Raw genomic sequence first — 13,440 nt, forward strand, 5'->3', positions numbered from 1 at the left:
CTGAACTCGTCCTTTTGGTTATTCTGTTGATTTTAACGCCTCAATCATGTCCACATTACGTAACTTCCGATGCATGACCCACATCACAATAAGCGAGAAAAAGAGTGTCAGTAGGGCGGAATAGATATAACTCATACCATGAATGGTGGGCGAGAACATTAGCATGTCCACTTCTGCCGTTCCAAGGACAAATCCATGAAGTAACTTACCGGCAACACAACCGATTAAGATTCCCATAGCTGTAAGAATATTATTTTCCCGATAGACATACATCGTGACCTCGTTATTATAGAAACCCAAAACTTTGATCGTCGATAATTCACGAATTCGCTCAGACACATTGATATTCGTTAAATTATATAAAACGATAAAAGCTAAAGTACCTGCTGAAATAATCAATACCCAAACGACAATATTCAAGCTGTCTATCGTATCATCCATAGCTTTACTAGTTTGGCTTAAGAAGCTAACATTAACAACTTGCTCATTCTCCATTAAACTAGCTGATATTTTATCTTCTTCCTTATCAGTTGGTTTATTTTTGAATAAGAGCAATTCTGAATTATATTCTGGCACTTTTTCAAAAACCTTCTCATAGTAGGCTGGCGTCATATAGACAAAGTGCATGGCATAGTTCTCAACAATATTCCCAATTTTAACTGAATACTTATGGTTGTCACTGTCAGTTAATTCAAAGGTATCTCCAACCTTCAACTTAAACATTTTCGCCAGTTTTTCATTAACAATCACTCCTTCATCTGTTAACTTGTATACCTCTCCTGACTTTCGATCATTAAAGAGAACAAAATCAGCCAAGTAGGTAGTTTCTTTTGGCACATCCAAGGTAACCGTTTGAGTGGTCTTACCCTTTTCCATCACACGCATCGATTGTTGTGACAACACAAGCCGCTTGTCTAAATCAGGTACATTCTTAACATCTTCTTCGTAAGCAGCTGTTTCTTCCTTCGTTGCTTCATCATTATAAGTGACAACAGCTTGATAATGCCACAGCTTACTAAATTGAATGGCGACAACATCTGAAATGGAATCACGAACCCCAAATCCAGTGATAATCAGTGCCATACAACCAGCGATACCAAAAACAGTCATAAACATGCGCTGTTTATAGCGGAACAAATTTCGTGCTGTTACTTTATGATTAAAACTTAGTCGCTTCCAAATAAACGTCAAGCGTTCCAAAAATATTCGCTGACCGGCTTTTGGTGCTTTTGGTCGCATTAGTGTGGCAGGTGTGCTAAATAAATCATAACGTAAAACAACCATGGACGAAATCAAGGTACACATTAAGGCCACAATAATCGATTGAATCGAGTAACTGGCGTAATAAACAGTTCCTACCGATGGTAAATTATAAAGTGACCCATAGGCATCTATAATCACTCGAGGGAATACATTAAAGCCAACAAACAAACCTAATAGACTACCGATTAAACTGGCTGCAGTAGCATAAACAATATATTTTTGCGAGATTTCCCAATTAGTATAGCCTAGTGCTTTCAAAGCCCCTATCTCGCCACGCTTTTCATCGACCATTCTAGTCATAGTTGTCAAACTGACCAAAGCAGCAATCATAAAGAAAAATACTGGAAAGACCGTTGCGATAGATGAGATCCGCTTGGAATTTTCATGATACTCAGCATACCCTGGATTATCCTCTCGATCAAAAAAGAAATAATCAGGCTCTTTTAAATCCGCCAACTCTTTTTCTTTTTCGGCTAGTTCCTTTTTACCATCTTCTAATTTAGCAGTTTCCGTTTTAAGAGTCGCTTCTCCCTCTTTAATCTTGGCTTCTGCATCGCTTAATTTCAGGCGCGCTTCAGCTAGTTGAGCCTGTCCATCAATTTTCGCTTGTTCCAACTGCCCATACCCCTGATTTAAACTCACTTGACCTTCTGCCAGTTGGCCTCGTGCTGCCTCAATTTGCGCAATACCTTGATTGTACTGTGCCAAACCAGTTTGATATTCTGCAGACCCCTGTTGGAATGGTAATAGCCCATTGATTAACTGTTCCATTGGTCCAGTTTGTTCAGAAATCCCGTTAACAGCTTCAGTCAACTGAGCAGCAATGGCTAAAACCATTGCTCGGCTTTCAGGCGCCATTGGTACACCAGAGACTGCCATAATCGCAGCTGAGGCTTGAGTTAAATCCACGTAAGAATTAGCTAACCCTCCACTCCACTTGGTCAGCGTATCATCAGGTATAACGTCCCCATCCGGTGTGCCATTTGCTGTTGCCACCATATCAGCCCCAATTGTCTGGATATAACCTGCTAATTGTTGCAAGTTGGAGATTTGTCCCTGAAGAGTCGCAACGTCCATCCAAGGGTCAATACCTTGTGATCTCAACTGTTGCTCACCTTGATCCAATTGGACTTTAGAAGCGGCAAGTGTCTGTTGAGCGGTTGCCAAATTTTGCTCTTGAGTGGCTAACTCAGCCTGCCCATTCGCTAATTCCTGAGCACTCGTTGCTAATTTAGCTTCCCCATTGGCAATTTCTTGTTGGTAGGTCAATTCAGCATTAGCCAAATCTGTTTGTCCCTGAGCTAAATCACCCCGGCCTTTATCAAGTTCACTTTGAGCCTCTTTCAACTTTTGCTCACCGTCAGCTAGTTCTTTCTTAGCCTTATTAATTGGCTCAGCTGCTTCTTTTTTTATTTCAGCTAACCGATCAGCCGGTCGTGTTTTAAAGTTCTTCTTAACTGCCTTAGTTCCCGTACTGACTTCTTTTTCATATGCCTTAGAATAAGCTTGAAGATCAGCCGTTCCTTTATAAGTAAAGTAGATGTCTGTGTATGTCTCCATATCAAAATTTTCTTCAGGAATAACGGCAAAATAATCGATAGAACCTTTACCAACTCGTGTATTCCCCCGTGTCATGTTTTCAATAAACATGGGCGAATTAACAAAACCAACGACTTTGTATTCTGTTTGATTAAAGCTCTCAAGCGATTCTTTGTCGCCTTGAATTGTCAGGGTGTCGCCCAATTTATACTCACCATATAAATCAGCTAAACTATCTAATGCTATTTCACCCTTTTGCTCCGGTAAGCGACCTTCAATCACTTTAAATTGATTGAGTGTGTCTTTCTTTTTTTCTGGTAACGAATAGAAACGAACAACCCGATTATCACTCACCATATTAATATCTTGACTATAACCAGGCTGAAGGATATCAATGCCTTTATCCTTTTTTAAGAGATCTAAATCATCTTTAGTAATCCCCATGGTTGATACAATTTTTCCATCCATTAACTGTTTCTCAGTAAAATAGCGATCCGCCGATTCGATCATTACCGGTCCCGTTGCTTTAATCCCCGCATAAAAACAAACACCCAGTAAAATTATGCCAAGAATAGAAAGGAATCGCGCTTTTGATTGAAATATTTCTCGCATAATAGACTTGCGCAAAGCTTTCTTTTTCATTCTTTCACGTCCTACCACTCAATATTTTCCACAGAAATTGGTTCTGGGTTAGTCTCAATACTTCTAACTCGAGCATCATTGATACGAATCACTCGATCAGCCATCGGTGCAATCGCTGAATTGTGAGTAATAACAATAACCGTTGTTCCTGTATTCCGACAACTATCCTGCAATAATTTTAGGATTTGTTTACCTGTCTCGTAATCCAATGCGCCTGTCGGTTCATCACAAAGTAATAATTTAGGATTTTTCGCAAGGGCTCTTGCAATAGCAACCCGCTGCTGCTCCCCACCAGATAACTGAGCTGGGAAATTTACTTTGCGCTCTTCTAACCCAACTTGCTGTAGCACATAATCAACATCCAGAGCATTAGGCGATATTTGTGAGGCTAATTCTACATTTTCTTTAGCAGTCAAATTCGGGACCAAGTTGTAAAATTGGAAAACAAACCCTACATCTAAACGGCGATAGGTCGTTAATTTGCGCTCGTTAAACTGAGCGATATCCGTTCCATCTACCATAATCTGCCCCTCGTCACAGGTGTCCATTCCCCCTAAAATATTTAAAACTGTTGACTTACCAGCTCCACTTGGACCTAATATAACAACAAACTCGCCTTTTTCGATAGAAAAATTAATATCGTGATTGGCGGTAATGACGGTCTCACCCATTTTATAACGTTTAAAAACGCCTGATAACTCAACATAACTCACGATTCCACACTCCTCATTTTTATTGTAACGACTTTCAAACTCTATTCTTATATGATTGCTCTTAAATCTGCTATATCTTTCATAGTTGGAAAGTTTAACAGGCTTTTTGATCTTTTTTCACAAGATAACATACATCTTCTATTCTAACATATTTTACTTTTTAACTTATGAAAAAACTTTGAATTATTACTTGCAAGTTTTCTTTGAGTTATGCCCCAAAATTTCGTATAATACCAAGTGATGGAAAAACTTTATGGGATCTAATGTTTTCGCAAGAAAGTTCCCTTTGGTATAGGTTTTGAAAAGAAAGAAGGAAATAATGGCAAAAAAAAGAAAAAACACACCGAAACTCAATCCGACAATCGCAACGATTATTATCTTAGGATTACTATTTTTAGGCGCTTTAGGTATCCAAATTCCTGAAATATTACAAGACTACTTCGGCGTGGAAACACCAAAAACTGTTGAGAAATACCCTGAACAAAAACCGACAACTTCCGAAACTGGGGAAAACCCTGGCCCAATTGATCATGGCTTAGCTACCTTCACTCAACAAGAGCTAACCTCTTCTACCAATGGCTGGATTACTTATGGAAAATTAGATGGACTAGAACGACCTACTGAAGCGAACGCGCTTATTAATAAAAAAATGATTAATTCAGGAACTAAAGCCAATCGGGATATTCGTCCTCCTGGTTTTATTTCAGGCCTGGAACCCCATGGCCATTCTCGTGGGCATCTGATTGGTCGACAATTTGGCGGCAGTGGTGATGACCGACAAAACTTAGTGACGATTTATCAGACACCAGTAAACAGCCCCATGATGACCGACTATGAGAACCAAATTAGGCAAGCCGTTGATAGTGGCGAAACAGTACGTTACCGGGTTACACCTGTTTACAATGAAAGTGAGTTAATGCCAAAAGAAATCCATATGGAAGCCCAAACTATTGGGAAAAATGGTACAATTAACTTTAATGTTAGCATTCTAAACTTAAAATAGGAGGTCCGCCTTATGCAACAAGTTTTTGTAACCTTACAACATCTACTAAAAGATAAAACTGTCGATACCTTTATTAAACATTTTGATGATCGTCGCATCTTTCAATATGATGATTATTTCCTGTTGGACCAAGAACGAATCGTCAGGCTTTTTAATGCAAATGTCGTCGCCCTTCAATCCGAGATCACGATTACGCCAGATTATTTTGATTCTGATACTAAAGTTGTCGCTATGACCATTGACGGAGACTTTATCTTAGCTAACAATCAGCGAACTTATGTGATTCCTAAAAACCTTGTAAAAGTTGATATAGAAGTCTTTGAGATACCACTCATTGATTTTTTTGTCGACTACGAAGAACAGCACCTTAATTCATCTATTTTACCAACTGCTACTTTACCCATAGGTGAGATTGAGGAAGAAATTGTTACACCACCTGAAAAAGATCAGCCTGACGAACCAAAAAAAGGATTTTTTTCCCGTTTCTTTAACTAAAAAAGCAATTCCTTAACCAATAATTGGGTCAAGGAATTGCTTTTTTTATATTAATAATTCTGAAACACCCTTAATAGGATTTACCTAAAGAATTTCATCATCCGCCTACTCTTCTAAATAAATATCTTTATAATCATAAGAAGCACCAGCAGTATGAGAGACGTAACCTTTCATCTTAGGATTACGCAAATGTCCCTCTACCACTTGGTAAACCGGAATAATCCCAGCATCGGTTTCCAGCAATAATTTTTCAGCATCCAAGTAATTTTGCCACCTTGCTTCTAAATCATTACCATTTTTGATCGAAGCTTCTTTGATTAACTCATCATAAGCAGGATTGGCATACCGCCCACGGTTATAAGGATTGCCTGTTACAAAGAGATCTAGGAATGAACCTGGATCATTGTAATCCGCGCCCCAGCCAGTCAAAACCATGTCATAATCACCAGCACTAGTCCGATCTAAACGAATCGGTTTTGTTACAGGGGTCACAGTTGTTTTAATTCCCAATACCTCTTTATAGGCTCCTTGCATGTACTCTGCAATTTTTTTAGTTGAGTCATTATCATCAGTCATAATATCAAAGCTAATTGTTTCAACATTTAGTTCTTTTTTAGCTTTTTCAAAGTATTCTTTTGCTTTAGCTTCATCGAACTGTTTATAGTCACCAGATTCTTCAACAAAATCTTTTTTCGTAACAGGATTCGATGCTAACTCCCGAGGAACAATTCCTGTTGAAACCGTTGATCCGTCGCCTAACACATTGTTGACAATCGCTTCACCATCAATTGCATAAGACAGTGCTTTTCTAAAATTAACATTATCAAAAGGCTGAGTTTTACTTTCTTTATTGACGTCCACATAAATCGTTCGACCATCGGACTCGGTAACGTAATTATCATCGTTTCGGTATTGCTGAGCTAATTCACCCGTAATGATAACATCGTCTAACTGACCGTCCTCAAATAAGTTCAATGCAGTCGAAGCCTCTTTAACAACTTGCGCATCCACTTTCGTTAACTTGACCTTGTTAGCATCCCAGTATTTGTCATTTTTTAAATAAGACCACTGAAGATCAGATCCCACCCCATCAAAGTCACTTAAAACGAAGGGACCGTTGTATATGGCTTTTTCACTTGAACTGGCAAAATCCTTACCAAATTCTTCAACTGACTTTTGGTTTAGTGGGAAAAAAGTTGGGAAAGCTAATAACGATTCAAAATAAGGTGTTGCTACTTCCAGTGTAATTTTTACTTCCGTGTCGCTAACTGCTTCAATCCCTAATTCGCTCGTTTTTTTATCACCTTTAATAATGTCAGCCGCATTTTTTACTGGCTCCAATAAATAAGCATATTCCGAACCAGTTGCTGGGTCAGCCACTCGTTGCCAGGCATAAACATAATCCGCTGCAGACACTGGTTCACCATTTGACCACTTGGCATCGTCTCTCAAAGTTAACGTGTACGTTAAGCCATCTTCACTTTTCTCAGCTAATTCCTTAGCTCCAGCTGGAATCGGTTGATTATCTTTATCCATTCGGTAAAAGCCTTCATAAATTTGATTCAATAAGCCGAAACTGACTTTGTCTGTGGCAGTAGCTGGGTCAAGTGATGCTACCTCTTGCGGAATACCAAAACTAACAACTTGCTCTGGGCTAGCCCCCTCTTTTTTCGAACCGCTAGTTCTGTCCTTCTCTTTACTTCCACAAGCTCCTAACACTAAAACTGAAGTTAAGATAATCAGTGAATTGACAATTTTTTTCTTTTTCATATAAAATCCCCCTTAACAATATAGTTTTTATCATACGTTAAATATGAGGGTTTTTCAATCATTTTATCATTTTTCTTTCATCCCTCTCTCATCTGAAGTTATAAAAACTAAAAAATTTTCTTTCACTCTTAGGTGAAAACAAAAAAAGAAACCTAATCAAAGGTCTCTTAGTTTAATTCTATTATGCTTCATAGCGGCATTTACCATCTAAATAAGTTGCTTCCAACTCCATTTTATCTGATAAAACGATAAAGTCAGCATCACGCCCTTTAGCAATCATGCCACATTTATCATCGATATTACAACTGACCGCTGGTATCAAACTTGCCATCATCACTGCTTGTTCAGGTGTTGCCATTCCCCAATCAACAACATTTTTTAAGGCTTCTTTTAATTTTAATATACTGCCTGCAAGGTTTCCTGATTCTAATCGAGCAGTTCCTTCTGCTACTACTACTGGAAACTCACCTAGCATGTAATCGCCATCTGGCATACCACCGGCCATCATACAATCCGTAATTAAAGCAATATGGTCATGCCCTTTTGTTTTCACTAATACATCCATGGCATTTTTATGTACGTGGTGGCCGTCGCAGATTAGTTCTGCATAGACATCGTGTAACGTCATCGTTGCACCAACCATCCCAGGTTCCCGATGATGAAGGCCACGCATACCATTAAAAGCATGAACAAAAACACTAGCTCCTGCTTCTACAGCTTTTTGGGCTTCAACCAATGTGGCATCACTGTGACCAAGTGCCACAACAACCCCTTGTTTCGTGACAGTTTCAACAAATTCCGTGACCCCTTCACGCTCTGGTGCTAACGCAATCTTTTTAATAATCCCGCCAGCAGCCTCCTGCCACTCATTAAAAACTGCTAAGCTAGGATCCGAAAAATAACCAGGATTTTGTGCCCCTTTATATTTTTCAGTAAAGAAGGGCCCTTCAAAATAAATGCCTTGAATCTTAGCACCTTTCACCTCTTGATAAGTATCACCAATTGTTTTAGCCACTTTTGTTAACAACTCCCGTGAAGACGTCAAAGTTGTCGGTAAATATGAGGTCACACCACAAGACAGCAAGCCCTCTGACATCACTTTAAGCCCTTCAGCATCAGCGTCCATAACATCGTGATTCATATATCCATGAATATGAGTATCAACTAAACCAGGTGCAATCCATTTTCCTCTATAGTCTGTGACGTCAGCCTTTTCTGGCACCTCTTCCACAAAATTACCGAATAAACCTGCTGTTATCTCCAAATAACCGGGACCCACTACCCCACTTTTTAAAAAGAATTTGTCTGCTTTAATGTAAGCTGTCATATTAATCCTTCTTTCCATACAACTCTTTTTTTAGAGTTATATCCTTCTTTTATACTCTCTAAACTACGCTTTTTTAGAAGAAAAGTCAAGATTGGTGTATACCATTATTTAAATAATAACTCTTTGCTTGTAGCTATTTCTTTTAATATCTCAGCCATTTCAACAAATCTAATAGCTTCATCTAATTGATTATGATCCTCTAAAATAATTCCCTTCAACATGAGTAACTCTTCTAAAAAGTAATAGCTGTTTTTTTTACGAGACCAGCAAATGCCTTGGTCAATCAGTTCCATTGCCAAATCATAGTTTGAAACTTCAATACAAGCAGCAGCGGCATTGTAAAAAATTTTAGTTAATTCCACTTGGCAACGCTCATCGGGAAGCGTGTAAAATAAAGCCACGCTCTTCTTAAAATAATAATCGCCTAACTCTCCTTGCCCTAATTCAAAATAAATACGGGCTAACTCACTTAGTAACAATATCTCAATATCCGACACTACTTTTTTCTTAGCCGTATAGGTGAAATTCAAACTCTTCTGTAACAATTCCAGTGCCCCTTCTAGGTCGCCATTTAAATGGTAGAGGCAAATTCCACGGTAATACATGTGTTTTTGTCGTTCTTCATCAGAATATAATTGTTTCACAATATATTCTTGACTGACTAATTTATTCAGTTCTTTAAACCGCTTAATTTGATAATAATAGGTCATTAAATCCAGCCACTCATTGTTTTTCTTAATAGTATTTGAATCCTGATTTAAAACCTGATCAATTGACACTTCTAGTCGTTTGCATAGTTGCTGCATAACCACTACATTCGGCACTTCTTCATTGTTCTCAATTCGACTTAAGACACTTTGAGAACAGATGCTTTCTGCTAACATTTTCTGTGTGAAATGGCGCTCTTGACGCATTTTTTTAATAACCGACCCAAAATCGTACACTTTGACACCTCTTTTTTCAATATGCTAATTCACATTTTAATCCTTTTTTTTCAATTTATCAACAATTTTCGAAAAATAGTTGCATATCTTAATATGTGAATTAACATTCAAAAAAAACTACTAACTTATTAGTTAATAGTTTTTAGTCTTTTTATTATCCTTGTCTGTAAGTACTTAAAAATTCTGTCATACTTGTAGTCATTTCTTTCAAGTCCTCAACTTTCGGTAAATAAACCACTCGGAAGTGATCTGGTTCTGACCAATTAAACCCACCACCATGTACCATCAAGATATGATGTTTATGAAGAAAGTCCAAAACAAACTGTTCATCGTTGTGAATGTTAAATTTCTTAATATCAATTTTAGGGAAGATATAAAAAGCAGCTTTTGGTTTAACTGCCGTAATACCAGGAATGTCATTTAAGGCTTTCCAAATAAACTCACGTTGCTCATAAATTCGACCACCTGGCAATAATAATTCATCTGAACTTTGGTAACCACCAAGGGCCGTTTGAATGATTTGTTGCGACAGAACATTCGAACACAACCGCATTGATGCCAGCATATTTAGTCCTTCAATGTAGCCTTGAACATGCCGTTTTTCACCACTTAAGACCATCCAACCACAACGGAACCCAGCTACACGATGAGATTTTGACAAACCATTAAAACTGACCACAAACAAGTCTGGTGCAACAGTTGCCATCGGTATGTGAGTTAATCCGTCCATCACCAGACGATCATATATCTCATCTGAATAAATTATTAGATTATTTTCTCGGGCGATTTGAGCGATTCCTTCTAGTATCTCTCTCGGGTACAAAGCACCTGTAGGATTATTAGGATTGATTACCACAATGGCTTTAGTTCGGGGTGTTACTTTACGACGGATATCCTCTAAATCAGGATTCCACTCCGCCTGCTCGTCGCAAATATAATGAACTGGTGTGCCACCAGCTAGTGAAACTGACGCGGTCCACAAGGGATAATCTGGCATAGGAATCAAGACTTCATCGCCATTGTTTAACAGGCCTTGCATGCTCATGGTAATCAGTTCGCTGACTCCATTTCCCGTATAGATATCATTGATTGAAACGTTTGGAAAACCACGTAACTGACAATATTGTTCAATCGCTTTACGGGCTGAGAAGATTCCTTTTGAATCAGAATAACCTTCAGAATCACGAACGTTCATAATTAAGTCTCTAACGATTTCATTTGGGGCATCGAAACCAAAAGGAGCCGGATTCCCTGTATTTAATTTTAAAATACTAATGCCCTCTTCAATCATTCGGTCCGCTTCTTCTAGAACAGGACCACGTACGTCGTAACTAACACCTTCTAATTTCATTGATTTTTGAAATTCTCTCATTTTCCTCTTCCTCCCGTAAAAACCTTTTGGTTATAGCTAAAATTACACTAACTATGGCCAAATTGCAATTATTATTTGCTATCTTTAGGAAAAAAAGAGAAAAACTCGTCACCAAGTTTCTCTCTTTTACCATTAAGCTTTTTTAGTAACTTTAGAAGCTGGGTCTAATCGACGCTCCAGCATTCCTAAAATCCAATCGACTGCAATTGCCATTAACGCTGTCGGTAAGGCGCCAACTAAAATTAACGCCGTACCATCAGTGGCATTCGTCCCGCGGATAATAATATCACCCAAGCCTCCAGCACCTACAAACGAACCAATCGCCGTAATCCCGATTGCTACCACTAGAGCATTTCTAATACCAGCCATAATAACCGAGATAGACAAAGGCAGTTCTACTTGGAACAACAATTCAAAACGGGTCATTCCCATTCCTTTACCAACATCCAAGACGGTCGAGTCAACTTGAATCATTCCCGTATAAGTGTTCGATATAATCGGCAGTAAGGAATACAAGAAGACTGTCACAATAACCGTGTTAACACCTAAACCCAAGCCTAACATTAAAATCGATAACATGGCTAAGGAAGGCACAGTTTGAATCACATTTGCTCCATTAATAATCCAACGAGATAACTTACGCTTACGAGCAATTAAAATCCCCAAGGGAATCCCCACAATAGCCGCAAAAAGTACTCCGTAAGCGGAAATCAAAAAGTGGCGACTAAATTGAGTTAGAACATAGCTACCATTTTCGTTAAAGTAGTAGAAAAATTGTTGAAATACATTTAAGTCTTTCATTAATTATTTTCCCCCTCTTCACTAAAATAACGGTGTTCTTGCAAGAATCGTTGGGCCACAATCTCAGGCTCCAACAAATTATCATCCACCTCATAATTTAACTTTTGCATGGTTTCCGTGTTAATTTTCCCCGACAATTTAGATAGAATTTTGTCTAATTCCGGTACTTTTTTCAATAAAGCTTCACCAATGACGATTGAACAATCATAAGGTGGGAAGAAATGTAAATCATCTTCCAGCACAACTAAATCATAACTGGCAATACGCCCATCTGTTGAATACCCTAAAACAACATCCATTTTACCGGCATTAACCGCATCATAGACAAGTCCAATCTGCATGGGGAAGACTTTGCTGAAGTCAAAGCCATAATCAGCTACGAAACCTTTATAGCCATCTCCTTTACGATCCAACCAAGACGTATCAACACCCGCCGTCAGTTCTGATGCGACATTTTTTAAATCACTGATTTTTTTCAGATTATATTTTTCAGCCGTCTCTTTTTTCACCATAAATGCGTAAGTATTCGCAAATCCATAAGAAGGATACCACTTCTGGTCAAAACGGCTTTTAAACTCATCTTGAACAATTTTCAATGCTTTTTCAGGGTCTTTTTCAGGTTGAAGTTTCAAAGCTCCACTTAAATCTGTGCCTGTGTATCGTGATGCGGATATACTAACATCGCCATTTAACATAGCTTGATGCATCACCGTCGAAGACCCTAGATTGTTGACCATGTTCACCTTAATATCTGTATAATGTTCCACCATGCCTTTGACCATTCCAGCTAAAATCTGTGATTCAGATGTGGACATACTTCCCACTGAAATTGTTTCCTTACTGTTGCCACTAGGTAGGCCAGGTAACGAACAAGAACTTAAGAGTAACCCTGCCACAACGGTCAGTATCACGGTGCTTAATTTTTTTTTCGTCATCCTACTCACTCCTTTCAACAAGCGGAGTCAGTTTATCTTCCAACTTTGTAAAGATAAAATCAGTTAACAATGCTAGTATCGTCACGGGAATTGTCCCACCGATAATCAGATTAGGTAGATAGTTATTTAAACCACTAAAGATCAAATCGCCTAATCCCCCTCCACCGATATATGAAGCTAGCGTCGCCCAAGCGATGACATACACAGCAGATAATTTAACACCTGCCATAATAGTTGGTAACGCTGCGGGAATCTCTACTTGAACAATCGATTGAAAATTCGTCATCCCCATCCCTTTGGCTGCATCTTTTAAGTCAGGATTAACTCCATCCATCCCAATAAAGGTATTGCGCAAAATTGGCAACAAGGAATAAATAAACAATGCCACAATTGCAGGCACTTTCCCTACGCCTAAAAAAGGCACCATCAGAGCCAAGAGCGCTAAAGAAGGTATCGTTTGTAGCAAACTTGCTAGACCGATGACAAAGCCTGAAACTTTTGGTGTTCGTGTTAAGAAAATACCCAAGGGCACGGCAACAATCACTCCTAAGAACAAGGCAATCGCAGACACCGTAATATGCTCACCCGTTTTAACAACTAGTTCACGTCCATATTCTTGTAAGAAAGCATCCATAA

General features: G+C 38.7%; 11 protein-coding genes. 2 read left to right on the forward strand and 9 right to left on the reverse strand.

What is annotated here, in order from left to right; genetic code table 11:
- Window positions 1-18: 18 nt before the first annotated feature.
- Both RWN13_RS02605 and RWN13_RS02610 read right to left on the reverse strand, forming a co-directional pair.
- Window positions 19-3,444 carry an FtsX-like permease family protein gene (locus RWN13_RS02605; RefSeq protein ID WP_314060207.1) on the reverse strand — a complete coding sequence of 1,142 codons (3,426 nt, stop codon included), beginning with the start codon at window positions 3,442-3,444 and terminating at the stop codon, window positions 19-21.
- An 11-nt stretch (window positions 3,445-3,455) separates the two neighbouring features.
- Window positions 3,456-4,157 carry an ABC transporter ATP-binding protein gene (locus RWN13_RS02610; RefSeq protein ID WP_314060210.1) on the reverse strand — a complete coding sequence of 234 codons (702 nt, stop codon included), beginning with the start codon at window positions 4,155-4,157 and terminating at the stop codon, window positions 3,456-3,458.
- Window positions 4,158-4,476: 319 nt separating this feature from the next.
- Between RWN13_RS02610 and RWN13_RS02615 the strand changes: the two genes are divergently transcribed.
- Together RWN13_RS02615 and RWN13_RS02620 are read left to right on the forward strand one after the other, a co-directional pair.
- Window positions 4,477-5,160 carry a DNA/RNA non-specific endonuclease gene (locus RWN13_RS02615; RefSeq protein ID WP_314060213.1) on the forward strand — a complete coding sequence of 228 codons (684 nt, stop codon included), beginning with the start codon at window positions 4,477-4,479 and terminating at the stop codon, window positions 5,158-5,160.
- A 12-nt stretch (window positions 5,161-5,172) separates the two neighbouring features.
- Complete coding sequence (locus RWN13_RS02620; RefSeq protein WP_314060216.1) at window positions 5,173-5,655, forward strand: hypothetical protein; 483 nt, start codon at window positions 5,173-5,175, stop codon at window positions 5,653-5,655.
- A 105-nt stretch (window positions 5,656-5,760) separates the two neighbouring features.
- On the opposite strand, the gene RWN13_RS02625 is transcribed toward RWN13_RS02620, so the two are convergent.
- The 7 genes from RWN13_RS02625 to RWN13_RS02655 all read right to left on the reverse strand — a co-directional run bounded on the left by RWN13_RS02625 (window position 5,761) and on the right by RWN13_RS02655 (window position 13,438).
- Window positions 5,761-7,425 (reverse strand): peptide ABC transporter substrate-binding protein, encoded by a 1,665-nt coding sequence (locus RWN13_RS02625; RefSeq protein ID WP_314060220.1) that lies wholly within the window; start codon window positions 7,423-7,425, stop codon window positions 5,761-5,763.
- Between the two features lie 181 nt (window positions 7,426-7,606).
- The gene (gene nagA / locus RWN13_RS02630) at window positions 7,607-8,752 is read right to left on the reverse strand and encodes an N-acetylglucosamine-6-phosphate deacetylase (RefSeq protein ID WP_314060223.1); all 1,146 of its coding nucleotides are present in this window, start codon (window positions 8,750-8,752) and stop codon (window positions 7,607-7,609) included.
- A gap of 104 nt (window positions 8,753-8,856) precedes the next feature.
- Window positions 8,857-9,696, reverse strand: a complete 840-nt coding sequence (locus RWN13_RS02635) for a helix-turn-helix transcriptional regulator (RefSeq protein ID WP_314060224.1) — start codon at window positions 9,694-9,696, stop codon at window positions 8,857-8,859.
- Window positions 9,697-9,850: 154 nt separating this feature from the next.
- Complete coding sequence (locus RWN13_RS02640) at window positions 9,851-11,068, reverse strand: pyridoxal phosphate-dependent aminotransferase (protein ID WP_314060226.1); 1,218 nt, start codon at window positions 11,066-11,068, stop codon at window positions 9,851-9,853.
- A gap of 132 nt (window positions 11,069-11,200) precedes the next feature.
- The gene (locus RWN13_RS02645) at window positions 11,201-11,869 is read right to left on the reverse strand and encodes an ABC transporter permease (RefSeq protein ID WP_314060228.1); all 669 of its coding nucleotides are present in this window, start codon (window positions 11,867-11,869) and stop codon (window positions 11,201-11,203) included.
- The gene (locus tag RWN13_RS02650) at window positions 11,869-12,804 is read right to left on the reverse strand and encodes an osmoprotectant ABC transporter substrate-binding protein (RefSeq protein ID WP_314060229.1); all 936 of its coding nucleotides are present in this window, start codon (window positions 12,802-12,804) and stop codon (window positions 11,869-11,871) included. Before RWN13_RS02650 ends, RWN13_RS02645 begins: the two co-directional genes overlap by 1 nt.
- Window position 12,805: 1 nt before the next feature.
- The gene (locus tag RWN13_RS02655; protein WP_314060230.1) at window positions 12,806-13,438 is read right to left on the reverse strand and encodes an ABC transporter permease; all 633 of its coding nucleotides are present in this window, start codon (window positions 13,436-13,438) and stop codon (window positions 12,806-12,808) included.
- Between the last annotated feature and the right edge of the window lie 2 nt (window positions 13,439-13,440).

The sequence above is a fragment of the uncultured Vagococcus sp. genome, from assembly GCF_963518325.1.
GTDB lineage: Bacteria > Bacillota > Bacilli > Lactobacillales > Vagococcaceae > Vagococcus_D.